The 18,344-nt window shown below is 58.4% G+C and carries 14 protein-coding genes; 8 read left to right on the top strand and 6 right to left on the bottom strand.

The genetic code is table 11. From position 1 onward, the window contains the following. Positions 1-181: 181 nt before the first annotated feature. From der to gltX, 4 genes are all read left to right on the top strand, one after another. Complete coding sequence (gene der / locus DSL70_RS09485) at positions 182-1,633, top strand: ribosome biogenesis GTPase Der (RefSeq protein WP_119307658.1); 1,452 nt, start codon at positions 182-184, stop codon at positions 1,631-1,633. A gap of 258 nt (positions 1,634-1,891) precedes the next feature. Continuing rightward, positions 1,892-3,274, top strand: coding sequence for a class II 3-deoxy-7-phosphoheptulonate synthase (locus DSL70_RS09480; protein WP_119307657.1), 1,383 nt, complete (start codon positions 1,892-1,894; stop codon positions 3,272-3,274). 259 nt (positions 3,275-3,533) lie between these two features. Continuing rightward, the gene (locus DSL70_RS09475; protein WP_245418147.1) at positions 3,534-5,192 is read left to right on the top strand and encodes an NAD+ synthase; all 1,659 of its coding nucleotides are present in this window, start codon (positions 3,534-3,536) and stop codon (positions 5,190-5,192) included. Between the two features lie 45 nt (positions 5,193-5,237). Continuing rightward, a complete protein-coding gene (gene gltX / locus DSL70_RS09470; protein ID WP_119307655.1) occupies positions 5,238-6,578 on the top strand; it encodes a glutamate--tRNA ligase in 1,341 nt (446 codons plus the stop codon). Here gltX and DSL70_RS09465 read toward each other — a convergent pair. After that, positions 6,541-7,653: a DUF2865 domain-containing protein gene (locus tag DSL70_RS09465; RefSeq protein ID WP_119307654.1), complete on the bottom strand. Its 1,113-nt coding sequence runs from the start codon at positions 7,651-7,653 to the stop codon at positions 6,541-6,543. The genes gltX and DSL70_RS09465 overlap by 38 nt on opposite strands. Positions 7,654-8,035: 382 nt before the next feature. Here DSL70_RS09465 and DSL70_RS09460 point away from each other — a divergent pair, with 382 nt between their 5' ends. Then, complete coding sequence (locus DSL70_RS09460) at positions 8,036-8,506, top strand: flavin reductase family protein (protein ID WP_119307653.1); 471 nt, start codon at positions 8,036-8,038, stop codon at positions 8,504-8,506. A gap of 109 nt (positions 8,507-8,615) precedes the next feature. Here the strand turns inward: DSL70_RS09460 and DSL70_RS09455 are convergent, their stop codons facing one another. Then, positions 8,616-10,214 (bottom strand): SulP family inorganic anion transporter, encoded by a 1,599-nt coding sequence (locus DSL70_RS09455; protein WP_119307652.1) that lies wholly within the window; start codon positions 10,212-10,214, stop codon positions 8,616-8,618. Positions 10,215-10,488: 274 nt separating this feature from the next. Between DSL70_RS09455 and DSL70_RS09450 the strand changes: the two genes are divergently transcribed. Further along, positions 10,489-10,995 carry a CreA family protein gene (locus DSL70_RS09450; RefSeq protein ID WP_119307651.1) on the top strand — a complete coding sequence of 169 codons (507 nt, stop codon included), beginning with the start codon at positions 10,489-10,491 and terminating at the stop codon, positions 10,993-10,995. A gap of 18 nt (positions 10,996-11,013) precedes the next feature. On the opposite strand, the gene DSL70_RS09445 is transcribed toward DSL70_RS09450, so the two are convergent. The 4 genes from DSL70_RS09445 to DSL70_RS09430 are packed head-to-tail and all read right to left on the bottom strand — an operon-like array spanning position 11,014 to position 14,313. After that, positions 11,014-11,874, bottom strand: coding sequence for an aminotransferase class IV (locus DSL70_RS09445; RefSeq protein WP_119307650.1), 861 nt, complete (start codon positions 11,872-11,874; stop codon positions 11,014-11,016). Next, the gene (locus DSL70_RS09440; protein ID WP_119307649.1) at positions 11,871-12,473 is read right to left on the bottom strand and encodes an anthranilate synthase component II; all 603 of its coding nucleotides are present in this window, start codon (positions 12,471-12,473) and stop codon (positions 11,871-11,873) included. Before DSL70_RS09440 ends, DSL70_RS09445 begins: the two co-directional genes overlap by 4 nt. Then, complete coding sequence (pabB, locus tag DSL70_RS09435) at positions 12,470-14,002, bottom strand: aminodeoxychorismate synthase component I (protein WP_119307648.1); 1,533 nt, start codon at positions 14,000-14,002, stop codon at positions 12,470-12,472. The genes DSL70_RS09440 and pabB overlap by 4 nt, the downstream gene beginning before the upstream one ends. 14 nt (positions 14,003-14,016) lie before the next feature. Then, the gene (locus DSL70_RS09430; protein ID WP_119307647.1) at positions 14,017-14,313 is read right to left on the bottom strand and encodes an ArsR/SmtB family transcription factor; all 297 of its coding nucleotides are present in this window, start codon (positions 14,311-14,313) and stop codon (positions 14,017-14,019) included. 939 nt (positions 14,314-15,252) lie between these two features. On the opposite strand from DSL70_RS09430, the gene cysS reads away from it, so the two are divergent. Together cysS and cimA are read left to right on the top strand one after the other, a co-directional pair. After that, on the top strand, positions 15,253-16,653 hold the full coding sequence (cysS, locus tag DSL70_RS09425; protein WP_119307646.1) for a cysteine--tRNA ligase: 1,401 nt from the start codon (positions 15,253-15,255) through the stop codon (positions 16,651-16,653). Positions 16,654-16,745: 92 nt separating this feature from the next. Next, the gene (cimA, locus tag DSL70_RS09420) at positions 16,746-18,332 is read left to right on the top strand and encodes a citramalate synthase (RefSeq protein WP_119307645.1); all 1,587 of its coding nucleotides are present in this window, start codon (positions 16,746-16,748) and stop codon (positions 18,330-18,332) included. The last annotated feature ends 12 nt before the right edge of the window (positions 18,333-18,344 follow it).

Here is an 18,344-nt window from a genome sequence, read left to right as displayed (position 1 = left end):
TATTTCACCGGCTACCCCGGGGTTGCTTTGGCAGCTCCGGGGTGCCGTGCTATTTGGGGGCGGTCGGCTAAGAGCGGTTCTGTGACTGGTCTGCCCCATTCGATCTGTCGGGAAAGTGCTGCAGGATTGCGGTCAATTCCAGTGACGCGACACAGGATCGATCTGATTTGGACGAGATGAAATGAAACTGAATGTGGCCATTGTCGGCCGACCCAATGTAGGCAAATCCACGCTGTTCAACCGTCTGGTTGGCAAGAAGCTGGCGCTTGTCGATGACCGCCCCGGGGTGACCCGTGACCGGCGGGAGAGCGACGCGCAACTGGGCGATTTGCATATCAACATCATTGACACCGCCGGGCTTGAAGTCGCCGAGGAAGATGCGCTGGAAACGCGCATGCGCCTGCAGACCGAAGAAGCCATCGGCATGGCTGATGTGGTGCTGTTCATGATGGATGCCCGTGCGGGCATCACTCCGATGGATGAGCATTTCGCGGCGATGGTGCGCAAGGCTGGCAAGCCGACTGTGCTGCTCGCCAACAAGTCCGAAGGCAAGGCATCGGATGCGGGCTATTATGAAGCCTTTTCGCTGGGTCTTGGTGAACCCATGCCGGTTTCTGCCGAGCATGGCATAGGCATGTCTGATCTTTACGAAGAACTCGTCAAGTATGATGATGCCAAGAAGGTCGAGCTGGGCCTTGTTGAAGACGATGATGTCGAGGCCGCGCTGGCTGAAGACGACGGGCCGCTCGTTGATGTCGACATCGAGGACGACGAAGCCGAAACGCCGCTCTATGATCCGACCAAGCCCCTGCGGGTGGCGATTGTCGGGCGACCGAACGCAGGTAAGTCGACCCTGATCAACCATCTCATCGGACAGGACCGTCTGTTGACCGGCCCCGAGGCTGGCATCACGCGCGACTCCATTTCGGTGAACTGGGAATTCCGGGATCGCAAGTTCAAGCTGTTTGATACCGCTGGCATGCGCCGCAAGGCACGGGTGCAGGAAAAGCTTGAGAAGCTCTCCGTTTCTGACGCCCTGCGTTCGATCCAGTTTGCCGAAGTGGTTGTGGTGACCCTTGACGTGACCAAGCCGTTCGAGAAGCAGGACCTGCAGATCGCCGATCTGGTGGCGCGGGAAGGGCGGGCCATCGTCATTGCCCTCAACAAGTGGGATCTGGTCGAGAACCCTCAGGAAATGCTGGCCGATCTCCGCGAGAAGGCCGAGCGGCTGCTGCCGCAGATGCGCAATGTTCCGCTCATTCCGGTGTCAGGCCTGACGGGCAGGAATCTGGACCGGCTGATGAAGGCGGTGCTTGACATTTACGAGGTCTGGAACCGTCGCGTTTCGACCTCGCGTCTCAATCGCTGGCTCAATGATTCCACCCAGGGGCATCCGCCGCCCGCCGTTGGTGGCCGTCGCATCAAGATCCGCTATGCAACGCAGATCAAGGCGCGTCCGCCGACCTTCGTGGTCATGTGCTCGCGGCCCGAAGACCTGCCGGACAGCTATCAGCGCTATCTTCTCAACGATTTGAGGGATACCTTTGATATTCCGGCCGTTCCTGTTCGGATGCTGATGCGCAGGGGGGATAACCCCTATGCAGCAAAGGCGGCCAAGCGCAAGATTTACTAGCGGTTCTTGCCGGATTTTGTCAGATGTGATCTCGTTTCGGTAATAAGATGCCGAATATCGTTGTCGAATTGTCATTTTGTGACCAATTGATGACGTCTTTTTTCATCGCTTTTGGCAAACATCTATGGCATCCACCTACCTTGGTGTGTATAACACGAGCGACCGGCCCCCTCTTTACGATCCTCTCGTCAGGACAGTGGGGCCGGCTTGTTTTAGAAGCCTGTAGTCAGGCATTCAGCAAAGCGAAAAGAGGACAAAATGAGCAAGACCTGGACACCGGACAGCTGGAGATCAAAACCGATCCAGCAGGTGCCGGATTATCCCGATGCCGAAGCAGTCAAAGCTGTTGAAAGCACGCTTGCAACCTATCCGCCTCTGGTTTTTGCTGGCGAGGCGCGCAAGCTGCGCAAGCAGTTGGCGCGAGTTGCTGAGGGTGAAGGCTTCCTGCTTCAGGGCGGCGATTGCGCTGAAGCGTTCGTGGAGCATCATCCTGACAATATTCGCGATTTCTTTCGTGTGTTCCTGCAAATGGCAGCCGTTCTGACCTTTGCCGCCGCTTCTCCGGTGGTCAAGGTTGGTCGTATTGCTGGTCAGTTCGCCAAGCCGCGTTCCTCGCCGACAGAGACTGTTGACGGTGTGGAACTGCCAAGCTATCGCGGCGACATCATCAACGATACCGAGTTTACGGCCGAGTCGCGCATTCCGGATCCGCAGCGCATGGTCATGGCCTATCGTCAGTCTGCTGCCACGCTGAATCTTCTGCGTGCCTTTGCGCAGGGTGGTTACGCAAACCTTGATCACGTGCAGCAGTGGACAATGGATTTCCTCAAGGACAGTCCGCAAGGTCCGCGCTATCGCGAGCTGGCTGAGCGGATCACGGAAGCCATGGCCTTCATGCGCGCCTGCGGCGTGGATCCTTCAACGACCGAGGCCCTGCGTTCGACCGATTTCTTCACCAGCCATGAAGCTTTGCTGCTTGGCTATGAGCAGGCCTTCACGCGCGTTGATTCAACGACCGGCATGCATTACGCCACGTCCGGTCATATGCTTTGGATCGGTGACCGGACGCGTCAGCTTGATCATGCCCATGTGGAGTTCTTCCGCGGCATCGAGAATCCGGTTGGCCTCAAGTGCGGCCCAAGCCTGACTCCAGACGAGCTGTTGCGTCTGATTGACGTGCTCAATCCGGAGAATGAAGCAGGCCGTCTGACGCTGATCACCCGTTTCGGGGCGGACAGGGTGTTCGATCACCTGCCGGGTCTGGTCAAGGCCGTCAAGCGGGAAGGCTACAAGGTGCTCTGGTCCTGCGATCCGATGCATGGCAACGTGGTCAAGGCCGCCAACGGCTACAAGACCCGTCCATTCGAACGGATCCTCAAGGAAGTCGAGAGCTTCTTTGCGGTTCATCGGTCGGAAGGTACCTATCCGGGCGGTATCCATGTGGAAATGACCGGCAAGAATGTCACCGAATGCACCGGCGGTGCCCACGCCATCTCCGAGGATGATCTGTCTGACCGCTACCATACGGTCTGCGATCCGCGGCTCAATGCCGATCAGGCTCTCGAACTGGCATTCCTCATCGCCGACAACATCAAGAAGGACCGCGCCAGCCGTCAGGCAAGCGCCATTGCGCCTTACTAGGCCGGTTCCGATTGACGTTTCTTTTGAAAAGCCCGGCAGCCTGTCGGGCTTTTCTTTTGTCTGCGGTTGCCAAGATCCCTGAATGACGGACCTGCCTCTGTGATCTGCTGCATTGGCGGGTGAATAACCGCCTGTGATCGGACAACGGGTAGCTGATGCCGTCACTTTACATTGGATTATCGCATTCACTGGCTTTATATCTCTACCCGAGAGTTTGTAAGCTCTCGGCTTCTTACTATCAGCAATACAGGATCGCGCCGTGACCGAAAGACTTGTTTTCAGCCTTGCTCAACTCAATCCCCTGCTGGGGGATATTGCGGGTAACGCCGAAAAGGCCCGCGCAGCGCATAAAGTGGCAACCGAGCAAGGAGCCGACTGTCTGGTGCTCAGTGAGCTGTTCATTTCCGGCTATCCTCCCGAAGACCTCGTTCTGAAACCCGCTTTTCAGGAAGCCTGCCGCGAGCACGTTGAGAAGCTTGCGGAAATCACCGAAGGGGATGCACCTGCCATTCTGATCGGGTCGCCATGGGTCGATGGCGAGCGGCTCTATAACGCGGTCTGTCTTCTGGACAATGGCGAAGTTCAGGCCGTTCGCTACAAGGCCGATCTGCCCAACTATGGCGTTTTTGATGAAAAGCGCGTCTTCTTTGCCGGGCCGATGCCGGGGCCGATCAACCTGCGCGGCGTTGCCGTCGGGGTTCCGATCTGTGAGGATATCTGGGATACCGAGGTCTGCGAATGTCTGGCTGAAACCGGCGCCGAGATGCTGGTGGTTCCCAATGGATCGCCGTTCAATCTCGACAAATGGGAAGTGCGCCAACAGGTTGCCCTGCAGCGGGTGATCGAAACGGAATTACCGTTGGTCTATCTCAATCAGGTTGGCGGACAGGACGAGCTGGTGTTCGACGGCGCTTCCTTTGCGCTCAATGGAGACCGCTCGCTGGCCATGCAGATGGTCGGGTTCGAGGAAGACCAGAAGGTACTGGTCGCCGAGCGGATCGATGGCAAATGGAAGCTGTCCGGCCCAATCGAACCGGTCATGGACCGGGATGCCAGCGCATGGTCTGCCTGCATGCTGGGACTGAGGGACTATGTCAACAAGAACCGTTTTCCCGGCGTGGTGCTGGGGCTTTCAGGCGGTATCGACTCGGCAATCTGCGCGGCTCTTGCCGTCGACGCGCTGGGCGCCGAGCGCGTTCACTGCGTGATGCTGCCCTATCGCTACACCTCCGAGGCGAGCCTCAAGGATGCCGCCGATTGCGCCAAGGCGCTCGGTGTGCGCTATGATATCGTCGATATCGTCAAGCCGGTTGAAGGGTTTGCCAGTGCTCTGTCGGGGCTGTTCGAGGGCACAAACGAGGGTGTGACCGAGGAGAACCTGCAGTCACGCGCCCGCGGGACGATCCTGATGGCCATTTCCAACAAGTTCGGCCACATGGTGGTCACTACGGGCAACAAGTCCGAAATGTCGGTTGGCTATGCCACGCTTTATGGCGACATGAACGGCGGCTTCAACCCGATCAAGGACCTCTACAAGATGGCGGTCTATCATCTGGCCGAGTGGCGCAACGCCAACAAGCCTGATGGGGCGATGGGGCCGGTGGGCGAAGTGATCCCTGCCAACATCATTTCCAAGGCACCGACGGCCGAGCTGCGCGAGAACCAGACCGATCAGGACAGCCTGCCGGAATACCCGGTTCTCGATGACATTCTGGAATGTCTGGTCGAGAAGGAAATGAGCATCGACGAAATCGCCGAGCGTGGCCATGATGCTGCGCTGGTGCGCCGCATCGAGCATTTGCTCTATATCGCCGAATACAAGCGGCGTCAGTCTGCGCCGGGCGTCAAGCTCAGCGAGAAGAATTTCGGCCGGGATCGTCGCTATCCGATTACCAACGGGTTCCGTGACCGGGGCTGATCGAGCCCCGCCGACCCAACAATCCACTTAAAGGAAGTCTGCCTGATGGCTGAGATCGTTCGTTTTGCACCCTCTCCAACGGGGAATATCCATATTGGCAACGCGCGCCCGGCGCTGATCAACTGGCTGGTGGCCATGAAGACGGACGGGCAATTCATTCTGCGCTATGACGATACGGATCAGGAACGCTCCCGCAGGGAATATGCAGACAATATCGCCGAGGATCTCGCCTGGCTCGGGATCAAGCCGGACCGGGTCGAGCGCCAGTCCGAGCGCATGGGGCTCTATGATACGGTCGCCGATCGCTTGAGGCAGATGGGGCGTCTCTATGCCTGCTATGAAACGCCGGATGAATTGGACCGCAAGCGCAAGCGCCTCAGGGCGCGCGGGTTGCCACCGGTTTATGATCGCACTGGCCTCAATCTGACCGCCGAGGAAATTGGCGCCTATGAAGCCGAGGGACGCAAGCCGCATTGGCGCTTCCTCTTGGACCAGAAGACCATCCGCTGGGAGGATGGTATCCGTGGCGAGCAGAGCATCGAGTGCGACAGCGTGTCCGATCCGGTTCTTGTCCGCGAAGATGGAACCTATCTCTACACCCTGCCGTCGGTGATTGATGACATCGACATGGGGGTTACCTATGTCATTCGTGGTGATGACCACGTGACCAACACGGCGGTTCAGATCCAGCTGTTCGAATTGCTCTCGGGCAAAAGCCCGAAGTTTGCCCATCACAACCTGATCATCAATGCCAGCGGCGAGGGGCTTTCGAAGCGTCTCGGGTCGCTTTCCATCCGGACCATGCGTGAAGAGGGATATGAACCTCTGGCGGTGGCAATCTTTGCCGTGCTCAACGGCACATCCGATCCGGTCCAGCCGCTTGCCGATATGGAGGCACTGGCCGAGCTGTTTGCGCTCGACAAGGTGTCCCGATCCGCTTCGAAATTCGATATGGCAGATCTTGGCCATCTCAATGCCCGCATCTTGCACGAGACCGATTTTGCGAGTGTCGAGGATCGGCTCAAGGCGATGGGCGTTGCCGGGGGTGAACCCTTCTGGCACGCGGTGCGGGGCAATATCGAACGCCTGCCGGAAGTCAAGGCATGGTGGCATGTCGCCCATGAGGGACTGCCGAGCGATGCGGTTGCTCGTGATCCGGAGGATGCCGATTTCTACGCCAAGGCGATCGCGCTGTTGCCTCAGGAGCCGTGGGACGCCATGACCTGGAAGACATGGACAACCGCGCTCAAGACAGAGACGGGCCGCAAGGGCAAATCCCTGTTCATGCCGCTGCGCGTGGCGCTTACGGGCTATTCACATGGTCCGGAACTGGCGGCTTTCCTGCCGTTCATTGGTTACCAAAGAACTTTGGACCGACTATCCTGATCGAGCGGCCATCAGCAGTGCGGACAGAATTGGTGACCGCACTGACTTCCGGTGGCTGATAGGGCTCGAATTTCATCGAATAGCGCGCCAGATCCTGGGTGTCCGGGTCGATCATTGCTGTCTGCTTGGGCAGAGGCAGGGGAATGCTTGGTGCGGTTTCGGTTCGTCTCGGGCTATTGGGCAGCAGGTTTACATCCGCCGATGGGCGCTGGGCGTTGCCGCTGTTGCCAAGCGTTGCAAGCTGGCTTGTCGGTCGTTGACAGGAGCATCCCGGTACAAACTCCTTCTTGTAAAGATAGGCTGTTTCCAGAGATTGATAGGGACGACCGGAAAGGGAGACCATCTCGTCCGAGGTCTCGCCGGGATTGTGGTAGACGTAGAGCTCGGCGTCGGTGCCGGGACAGCTCGACTGACAGACCTGCGCGTCGCGGGCAAAGCCGCTTTCCGTGGTCGAGAAGCTGACCGGGAAGAAGAAGCCATCGCAAGAGCGGACACAGACCGTGCGGAATGTGCCGATCTGCGGCATGTCATATTGCTTGAGGTTATATTCGCGAACGGAATCGTTGCCTCCGAACAGGGAGCCGAACAGCCCCCGGCGCTGCTGGCGCACGGGCTGGGCAAAGCGCTCATATTGCTCACCACAGCGGGCCTGAGCCAACTGCTGCAGGATCTGGGCCTTCATCTGGTCATTGTTGCCGGTGGCCGGAGCGAACTGGGCTCGCTTGCGTTCCAGCGCTGCCAGATTGCGCTGCATTTCTTGGATGCGCTTTTGCAGCGCCGGGCAGGATGCTTTTGGCGTCTTGCGGAAAAGGAAGAACTGGCCGCCATCGCAAGCATCTCTCTTGGAGCGCAGCATGGCGGTGTCGAGTTCGGCCTGCTGCTTGTGGACAGCGGCGTCATATTTCTCGAAATTGCGCGAGGAAGTGGAGCTGTTGCCTCGCTGCAGGCGCGCCAGATCGCCCTCAAGCTGGGCGCACATCTGGTCGTTGGGAGACCATGAGGTTTGGGCCGTGACCGGTTGCGCGGTGAAGAGTGCCGTGAAAAGCAAACCGGCTAGACTTATACGCCTTTTCATTGTCAGGTCCCGAATCCGTTTATTTTACTGATCTATCAAAGGGGGCTTGCGCTCAAGGTAGCCAACCGGCCGGAAACAGGCAAACCCGAGGTGTGCCTGCAGCCAATTCTGCTTCAGAATCACCTCCGAATGAGGCGAAATTATAGTCAATTTTTCTGTCCTGTCCTTCGACGGGCCATGAAAAGGAAGGAAAAATTGCGCCGAATTTGTCTTTTGTGCAGGAAAGCCGGAAATCCAAGACCAAAGAGTGGCGGTTTTGGGCCGATTTCTCTTGTCCTGTTATGGAAAACTACGGTAAGAGACCGGAAAAATCTTGTGAAGTCAGCCTTCTGGCAGGCGGTCCAACCGCTTCGGCCGGGGGCTTTAGTGTTTGGAATGTTCGATGATTGAAGCAACAGAGTTTCGCCAGGCCCTTGGCCGTTTTGCCACCGGGATTGCCGTCGTTACAACACTTGGCAAGGATGGTGAACCGCTGGGGCTGACAGTCAACAGTTTCAATTCGGTGTCGCTTGATCCGCCGCTGGTGCTCTGGTCACTCGACAAGAGTTCCCTTCAGCTTGATGGCTTCAAGACCAGTGGTTTTTATGGTGTCAGCATTCTGAGCTGTGAGCAGGAAGAGACCTCAAACCTGTTTGCGATGATCGCCGAGGATCGCTTTGAGCAAACCGGATGGCAGGCGCGCAAAACGGGAGCCCCGATGATCGACGGCGCTTTGGTGCAGATCGACTGCACGACCGAACAGATCATTGATGCGGGCGATCATGTCATCCTGTTGGGCCGTGTGGTCGACATCGCGGTGAAAGATGGCGAACCGCTCATCTATTACGGCGGAGCCTATCGCGATCTGGCCTGAGGGTCTGCCCCGGTTGCAGGGCGGGACAAACTAAACCCCGACAGCTTTCAAAGGCTTTCGGGGTTTTCTTTTTGCTGATTGGTTCGCAGGGGGGGCGCTTTGATCGGCTTTAGCTGGTCTGGGCGGCCTGCTTCTTGCCGAACAGTTCGGCATAGTCGACGGCCACTTCGTAATGGGGATCCTCGATCACCGAAACCTCGATGAACTTATCTGCCTTCTGCAACAGCTCCTTGCAGTCCGTCGAAAGATGGCGCAGGTGCAGCTTCTTGCCCTGCTCTTCATATTTCGAAGCGAGGGTGTCAATGGCCTGCAGGGCCGAGTGGTCCCAGACACGGGCGCCCAGGAACTCGATTACCACGTCATCGGGATCGGACTTCGGATCGAACTGTTCATTGAAGCTGGCGATGGAGCCAAAGAACAGCGGGCCGCGCAGTTCATAGACCTTCCAGCCATGCTCTTCGGTGCCGACGCGCACGTCGATGCGCTTGGCGGCCTGCCAGGCAAACACCAGCGCCGAGACGATTACGCCGACGATCACTGCGACTGCGAGGTCGGAATAAACGGTCACAGCGGTGACCAGCACGATGACAAAGGCGTCATGGCGCGGAATGCGGGTCATGATCTGCAGGCTGCGCCAGGCGAAGGTGCCGATAACGACCATGAACATCACGCCGACCAGAGCGGCCAGCGGGATCTGTTCGATGAGGCCGGAGGCAAACAGGATGAAGGCGAGCAGGAACAGAGCTGCAGAAATGCCGGACCAGCGGGTGCGACCGCCGGATTTCACGTTGATCATCGACTGGCCGATCATGGCGCAGCCACCCATGCCGCCGAAGAAGCCGGTGACGACATTGGCCGTGCCCTGTGCGATGCATTCCTTGGAGGCGCCGCCATGGGTATCGGTCATTTCGGAAACGAGATTAAGGGTCAACAGGCTTTCAATCAGCCCGACGGCAGCCAGAATGGCCGCATAGGGTACGATGACTTGCAGCGTATCCAGTGTTAGTGGCACCATCGGGATGTGGAAATCCGGCAGGCCACCGGCAATCCGTGCCATGTCGCCAACGCGCGGGATATCGAGATCAAGTCCGATCACCAGCAAGGAGACGGCAAGAATGGCCAGAAGCGGCGCCGGAACGGCCTTGGTGAGCTTGGGGGCGAGCCAGATGATGGCCATGGTCACGCCAACCAGACCAAGCATGATGTATAGCGGCGTGCCTGTCATCCAAGTCATGGCACCCGAGGCATCCTTCACCTTGAACTGGCTCAGCTGTGCCAGCCCGATGACGATGGCGAGACCATTGACGAAGCCGAGCATCACCGGATGAGGCACCATGCGGATGAACTTGCCCCAGCGCAGGATGCCTGCCAGAATCTGGAAAATGCCCATCAGAATGACGGTGGCAAACAGATATTCAACGCCATGGGTTACCACAAGGCTGACCATCACCACGGCGAGAGCGCCGGTCGCGCCGGAAATCATGCCGGGCCTTCCGCCGAAAACAGCGGTGATGAGGCCAACCATGAAGGCTGCATAGAGGCCGACGAGCGGGTGAACCTGAGCCACAAAGGCAAAGGCAACAGCTTCCGGGACGAGGGCAAGGGCCACGGTCAGGCCCGAAAGGGTGTCGGTTTTTAGCTGGCTGGCGGAAAAGTCAGAAAACGATCGCTCGCGCAGGCCATCCTTGGCGGTGGTCTGTGTGGTCATGGAGGCATCCTAGTGGGGATTGGTCAGAAGGGCCAAAGGGCGCTTCGAAATACGTATAAATTCGAATAATTCGCCGGTTTTCTACCGTATATGCCTATCAATGGCAAGCAAGAGCGGGGCAATTTAGGTTGCATAGCTGGGCTGCATCTCGATTTTTCCCGTCTTTGACCTTATATCAGGCACAATGTCACGCAGAGGTTGCTGTGCCTGTGCGAGGCTTTCGAATGAGCTGGCTGCAATGGTCACGAACTGATTCAACAAACAGGATTTTGTCATGCTTCGCAAATTGATGGGTGTCGCGCTTGCCGTTGCCTTGGGTGTTCCGGCGGCATTTGCCTCCGATGATCCGGAACTGATTTTCAAGAAATCCACCGTCTGGAAGCTTCTGACGCCGGATCACAAACTGGCGACCTATGCCATTGATGATCCTCTGGTCAACGGGGTTGCCTGCCATTACACCGTGCCGGAAAAGGGCGGGGTTTCCGGGATGCTTGGGGTTGCCGAGGAAGTTTCCGACATTTCTCTGGCATGTCGGCAGGTCGGTCCGATCTCCTTCAAGGACAAGTTCGAGCAGGGTGACGAGATGTTCGAACAGCGCCGGTCGCTGTTTTTCAAGAAGATGCGGATCGTGCGTGGCTGCGACAAGAAACGGAACGTGCTGGTCTATCTGAGCTATTCCGACAAGCTGATCGAGGGTAGCCCGAAAAACTCGACCTCGACAGTGCCCATCATGCCGTGGGGAACACAGGAAGCGCCGCGCTGTGAGGATTGGCTGAAATAGCCGCAAGACTGTCGTGGATCAGGGGGCTGTGCCCGTTATCGTCGCCACATGCTGTCTGAGGCTCGATTGCAAGCGGGCAATCTCGTCATCGGGGGGGCTTGTGAAGCGATGACCGTCCAGCTCGGTCACCCGCCGGATGAAACGAAGGCTGTTGGTCATCAGGAGGCCATCAGCCTTTTTTAATGTCTGAAGGTCGATCGAGGCCTCACGGCATTCGAATCCCCACCGGTTGGCAAGCGCCAGCAACTGGCTGCGCAGAATGCCGGGCAGGACGCCATCGGCAAGAGGTGGTGTCGTCAGCCTGTTGCCCTCAAGGGCAAAGAGATTGCCGATGGTCGTGCAAGCGACATTGCCGGCAGTGTTGAGCAGCAGGGCGTCGCCTACGCCGGCTTTTTCTGCCTCGCGGGCGGCGAGGATATTGTCGAGATAGTTGCAGCTCTTGATGCGGGCCGTGACTGAGTGTTCATTGCGCCGGATGGTGCTGGTGGCGAGGGTCACATCCGCAAAGGCAAGGCCAGCGGGCAATGGGACGAGCGTTGCCAGAAGGGTCGGCTTGGGCGTGTCGGGCGGCAGCAGACCGCGCCCGCCAGCGCCGCGCGAAACGGCGATGCGCAGGATGGCGCTTTGCCCATCGGATACTGCACTGAGGCGCACGACCATCTGGTCCAGCAGCTCCATATTCAGCGGCAGGTCGATCATCCGGGCGCTTCGGGTCAGGCGGTCTTTGTGATCGGACCACCAGAGCGGCTGACCATTGAGGACAGGCAGGGTTTCAAACAGACCATCGCCAAGCAGGAAGCCGCGATCAGACGCAGACAGGGTGAGGCTGTCGCAGGCGTCGCCCTGATAAAGGGTGCCGTTGAGGATCGCAGCTTTCATCGGTCTTGCCCTCCGGCACGGGTGGTGCTCATGCGGCCCAAGCGCAGAAAATTGCTGATGAGATCGTGCCCCCGATCAGTGAGGATCGATTCCGGATGAAACTGCAGCCCGACCGTTGGGTGTGTGGCATGCTCGATGGCCATGATTTCCTTTTCCTCGGAGAGGGCGGTGACCCGTAACGCGGTGGGGATGGTCGCCGGGTCGAGCACCAGCGAATGGTAGCGGCCCACCTGCAGCGGCGTTTCTATCGCCTCGAAAACGCCGGTGCCCCCGTGGCTGATGTGGCTCGACCGGCCATGCATGGGATGGCTGGCAAGGACGACATCGGCCCCGAAGGCATGGCCAATGGCCTGATGGCCAAGGCAGATGCCGAGAATGGGGATATGGCCCGAGAAATGGCGGATGACGTCGATCATGATGCCTGCATCCTCCGGCCTGCCGGGGCCGGGCGACAAGAGAATGATGTCAGGGTCGAGGCGGGCTATGTCGGCCACCTCAAGCGCATCGTTGCGGTAGACGGTGACCTGTTCGCCCAATTCCTCGCAGTAACGGGCGAGGTTGAAGACGAAGGAATCGTAATTGTCGAGGATGAGGATCATGGCTGCTCTTCCGCGTCGGGCTGTGGGCCTTGTTCCAGCGTCTGCCGTTCGGCTTCGAGCGTGGTGCCAAAGGCGCGGAACAGGGCCGAGGCCTTGTGCAGACACTCCTCATATTCCTCCGCCGGGTTGGAGAGGATGGTTATGCCGCCGCCGACGTTGAAATGGGCCATGCCATCCCTGAAGGTCACTGTGCGGATGGCGATGTTGGTGTCCATGGCGCCGTCAAAGCCGATGTAGCCGATGGCTCCACAATAGACGCCGCGCGGCAGGTCCTCCAACTCGGTGATGATCTCCATGGCGCGGATTTTCGGTGCGCCGGTGATGGAGCCGCCGGGCAGGGTGGCACTGAGCAGAGCGACGGCGCCGTTTGGCTCTTGCAGCCTGCCGGTGACGGTCGAGACCAGATGATGCACCCGCGCATAGCTTTCCAGCCCGCACAACTGGGGCACCTTGATGCTGCCCGGTTGGCAGACGCGGGAGAGGTCGTTGCGCATCAGGTCGGTGATCATGACATTCTCGGCCCGGTCCTTCTCGCTCGCGGCAAGGGCATCGGCAAGGGCTTTGTCTCTCGCTGGATCGGTAAGATCGCGTGGTGCGGTGCCCTTGATCGGGCGCGTCTCGACATCTCCGGTCTCGCTCAGGATGATGAAGCGTTCCGGTGAGCTTGAGGCGATGACATGATCGCCACAGTCAAGATAGGCGGCAAAGGGGGCGGCGTTGTGCTTGCGCATGGCGTGATAATAGGCAAGCGGGCTTGACCGGTCGGCTTGAGGTACGGGAGCTGAAAAGCGCTGGGTTATGTTGGCCTGAAAGATGTCTCCCTGACGGATGTAATGGCGGGTTCGCTCGATGGAGCCTTCAAACGCGGTGCGGCTGACATCGGAGCGCCAGCCCCGGATGTGACTGGGGGATGATGGGCGCATCGACCTCTCAGCCTGAAAGCGGCTTGCCTCTTCCAGCCGGTCGCAGAACCACGAGAGGCGCTCGCGGGCATGGTGCTCCCTGTCTGCGCCTTGATGCGGCCAGCCGGAGGAGAAGACACGGGCACTTGGCGCTGAGCCATTCGTCGGGAAATGATCGACAGCCAGCACGAGGTCGTAGAATGGCAGCAGGATGTCCCGGGCGTTCGGGTCTTCGCGGGAGGTCAGCGGCAACTTTTCCAAAAGGCGTCCTGCCTCATAGGAGAAATAGCCAAGGGCACCTCCCTGAAAAGGCGGTAGATCGCTCCCGGCCGAGGCCATCGCGAACTGGGTTCGTTTCTTTTCAAGGGCAATGAAAGGAGCTTCGGGAAGGGCTTCCCCGTTCCAGAAGGCGCGGCCACCCCGGGCGCTGAACAGGGCAAACGGCGCAAAGGTCAGGAAGGAATAGCGCCCCAGATGCGGGGTTGGGGCTGCGCTATCCAGAAAAGCCAGAAATGGCTGGCTCTTCAATGCGTCAAGCAGGTTTGCGGGATCCGTGAAAGGCACGTCATGGACGAGTGGTGCAGGAACGAGCGGTTGAGGGGCTTTTGCGCAGGAACGTGCAACCATGGTGCCTCTTGGGATTAGGCTCCGCAGAAGCTTTTGTGCAACACGGCGAGCACTTCTTCAACCACAGGGCTGGCGAGGGAATAGTAGATCGTCGTGCCATCGCGGCGCGTGGAAACGATGCTCTGGGCACGCATCAGGGCCATATGCTGGGAAACCGTGGTCATGCGCAGGCCGGTCTTTTCGGCCAGCGTGCCGACATTCTGCTCGCCTTCGATAAGTTGACAGAGGATGAGCAGGCGGGGGCCGGATGCCAGGAGTTTCAGAAAATTCGCGGCTTCTTCGGAATTCTGTTCTAGTTTTTGTATATTCATTTTCTTTTGCCAGTTTATATAAGCCAGGTGCCTAAAATCCTGACGCCATGAATTGTCAGCCCAAGCGCACATGATCGCGAACTCACGGCAGGAAACGGCTCCACATGCCGGAGGGTTTGGCCTCGCACTATACCGATTGTCAGCCCAGAGTGAAGTATTTTCACACGTCATAAATGCTCTTTCCGGCGAAAATTTGAAATTTCTCCAAATTGGCAATTGGTGTTGGGTAGATTTGACAAGAGCAGGGCCGCACAAGGATACGCCTTGAAGGGACGCGGGAGTTGCTCCGGCCCGGAAATGGAAAAGCTCCTGACATAGAATGTCAGGAGCCTCCATGCGGCAAAGATTGGGTGCGACTGGTTAAGGCATAAAGCCTTGGGATGGGTTCTTTGCCGTATCCCTTTAGAGCCCGCCTCTTGCTGGCGGCGGTCGGTTGACCGGCCCGCTACTGGCGGATCTGTTCTGTAAGGCCATGCTACGGCGTGAGACGTGAACGAATGCTGAGGTGGGTGTTCATCTTGAATTCATGTTCATGAATGGCCATCCCCCGGCATCTGCTTTGTCCTCTTTCGGCGCTGATCTGGGCGGGTGGGAGGCTTATGCGGGGGGCAGGGTTTGGTTTAGGGGTTGTGTCGGAAAGTCGCTCTGAATTTCGCGGCAATTTGGCAAATGAGCAGTTGACGTGGCAGGGCAATTTGGCCATTGTGGCGGCATGAAAACGGATCGTCCTACCAACTGCTGCATTATTGGTTCGATTATTATCCACTAGCACCTTTGCTGGCTGGAGCCGTTTCGCTCATCCCTTGAAAACATGAAACGATTTCCGGCCAACGGCAAATGTGCGGTTGCGCGACGGTTTGGGGCCTTTCTGCTGAAAGGTTGCCTGATGTTTTGTTTTGGTTGGCCGCTACAGGCGGCAGTAGAATTGGGAATGGGTCAATGACCGGACATGCTGAACAAGTTCAGTTGATGCTGTATAATACGCTCACCAAACGGAAAGAGGCCTTTGAGCCCCTCGATCCCGACAATGTTCGCATGTATGTCTGCGGGCCGACAGTCTATGACACGGCCCACATCGGCAACGCCCGCCCGGTGGTTGTCTTCGACATGCTGTTCCGGCTTCTGCGCAATGTCTATGGTGCCGAGCATGTGACCTATGTGCGCAACATCACCGACGTGGATGACAAGATCAATGCCCGGGCGGCTGAGCGCGGCATTTCCATTCGCGAACTCACCGACGAGACCACGGCGCTCTATCATGCGGATATGGATGCGCTCGGGGCCTTGCGTCCGACTATCGAGCCGCGGGCGACCGAGCATATCGAGGATATGCTGCGGATGATCGGGACCCTGATCGAGAAGGGTCACGCCTATGCTGCCGAAGGCCATGTGCTGTTCGCGGTGGACAGTATGGCCGAATATGGCCAGTTGTCCGGTCGTTCGGTGGACGACATGATTGCCGGTGCCCGTGTTGAGGTGGCGCCCTACAAGCGCAACCCGATGGATTTCGTGCTGTGGAAGCCCTCCAAGGAAGGCGAGCCGCGCTGGCCGAGCCCTTGGGGCGAGGGGCGCCCGGGCTGGCACATCGAATGCTCGGCCATGAGCGAGAAGCATCTGGGCGAGGTCTTCGACATCCACGGCGGCGGTATCGACCTTACCTTCCCGCATCATGAGAACGAGATCGCCCAGTCCCGCTGCGCCCATGGCAACGAGGCGATGGCAAAGGTCTGGATGCACAATGGCTTTGTTCAGGTCGAGGGCGAGAAGATGTCCAAGTCTCTTGGCAACTTCACCACCGTGCATGACCTTATCGATAAATATCCGGGCGAGGCCATCCGGCTTGCGCTGCTGACGACCCATTATACCAAACCGTTCAACTGGACGGCCGATGGTGTGAAGGAAGCAAAGCGGATGCTGGATCAGTGGTATGCGCTGACGGCCGATGTCGAGGCTTCCGAGCCGGATGCAGCTGTCGTGGCGGCGCTGGCGGATGATCTCAATACCCCGAAAGCCATTGCCGAGTTGCATGGCTTGCGCGGCAAGGCGGCGCAGGGTGACAAGCTGGCAGCCGCTACCCTCAAGGCATCGTTGCAGCAGCTGATCGGGGTATTGGCGCAGGATCCGAAGGCCTGGGCTGACTGGCGCCCGGCAGGCGCTGGTGAAGTTGACGAGGCAGCCATTCAGGCGCTTGTTGATGAACGGCTTGCCGCGCGCAACAACAAGGACTTCGCCAAGTCCGACGAGTTGCGTGATCAATTGTCCGCCATGGGTGTTGTTCTCAAGGACAGCAAGAACAAGGAAACCGGCTCATTCGAGACGACATGGAGTCTTGAAGGCTGAAGAATGCATGGCGGGGCTTGATGAGCCCCGCTTTTTTAGACCGGGCACCCCGCGTGCCCCTGACCAGACCCTATCACTTCAGGACCAGACACATGACCAAGGAACGTCTTTATCTGTTCGATACCACCTTGCGCGACGGTGCGCAGACCAACGGCCTCGATTTCAGCGTAGAAGACAAGATTCTCATTGCTGGCATTCTGGATGATCTGGGCGTGGACTATGTCGAGGGCGGCTATCCCGGTGCCAATCCGACCGATGATGCTTTCTTTACGGAAAAGCGCACGAAGAAGGCCACCTTCACGGCGTTCGGCATGACCAAGCGGGCGGGGCGGTCGGTGGAGAATGATCCGGGCGTTCAGGCTCTCATCAATGCGGCGTCGGACGCGATCTGCTATGTCGCCAAATCCTGGGACTATCATGTCGATGTGGCGCTTGGCTGCACCAACGAGGAAAATCTCGAAGGCATTACGGATTCTGTCAGGGCCGCCAATGCGGCTGGCAAGGAAGCTCTGGTCGACTGCGAGCATTTCTTTGATGGTTACAAGGCCAACCGTGCCTATGCGCTTTCCTGCGTCACCACAGCCTATGAGGCCGGGGCTCGCTGGGTTGTGCTTTGTGACACCAACGGCGGTACGTTGCCGCACGAGATCTTCGACATTGTCAGCGATGTGCTGACCCATGTTCCGGGCACGCATGTCGGCATTCATGCCCATAATGATACCGAACAGGCGATTGCCAACACGCTGAGTGCAGTCCGAGCCGGGGTGCGCCAGATTCAAGGCACCCTCAATGGCATTGGCGAGCGGTGTGGCAACGCCAATCTGATCACGCTGATTCCGACCCTCAAGCTCAAGAAGGAATATGCCGACAAGTTCGAGATCGGGGTTTCTGACGAGAAGTTGGCCGAGCTGACGAGCATTTCGCGGAGTTTTGACGAACTGCTGAACAAGGCCCCCGACCGGCACCAGCCCTATGTCGGGGCCAGCGCCTTTGCGACCAAGGCTGGCATTCATGCTTCGGCCATCCTCAAGGATCCGCAGACCTATGAACATGTCGACCCGGAACTGGTGGGCAACCATCGCAAGGTGCTGGTGTCCAATCAGGCGGGCATGTCCAACCTGATCGACGAGTTGAAGCGCATGGGTCTGCATGTGGAGAAATCCGACCCGAGACTGGTCGATCTTCTCTCCATGGTCAAGGAGCGGGAAGCGCATGGCTATGCCTATGAAGGGGCGAGCGCATCGCTGGAGCTGTTGGCGCGCCGCCATCTGGGCAGCGTGCCTGAATATTTCAAGATCGACAGTTTCCGCGTCATGGTCGAGCGGCGGCACAATGCCAATGGCGAGCTGGTGACCCTGTCCGAAGCTGTGGTCAAGATCTGGCTTGATGGCGAGAAGCTGATGTCGGTGGCCGAGGCGACCGGCCCTGTCAACGCGCTCGATCTGGCGCTGCGCAAGGATCTGGGCCGGCTTCAGGGCAAGATCGACGACCTTGAGCTGGTGGACTACAAGGTGCGTATCCTCAATGGTGGTACGGATGCTATAACCCGCGTTCTGATAGAAAGTCGGGATGGAGCCGGGCACAGGTGGTTTACAGTCGGCGTTTCTGAGAATATTGTCGACGCTTCCTTCCAGGCCTTGTTGGATTCCATTACCTTCAAGCTTTTCAAATATTCCTGATCATGTTGCCCC

The sequence above is a fragment of the Cohaesibacter haloalkalitolerans genome, from assembly GCF_003574655.1.
GTDB lineage: Bacteria > Pseudomonadota > Alphaproteobacteria > Rhizobiales > Cohaesibacteraceae > Cohaesibacter > Cohaesibacter haloalkalitolerans.
Note: the sequence above shows the minus strand (reverse complement) of the source record. Positions and strands in the feature narration are given on the sequence as shown.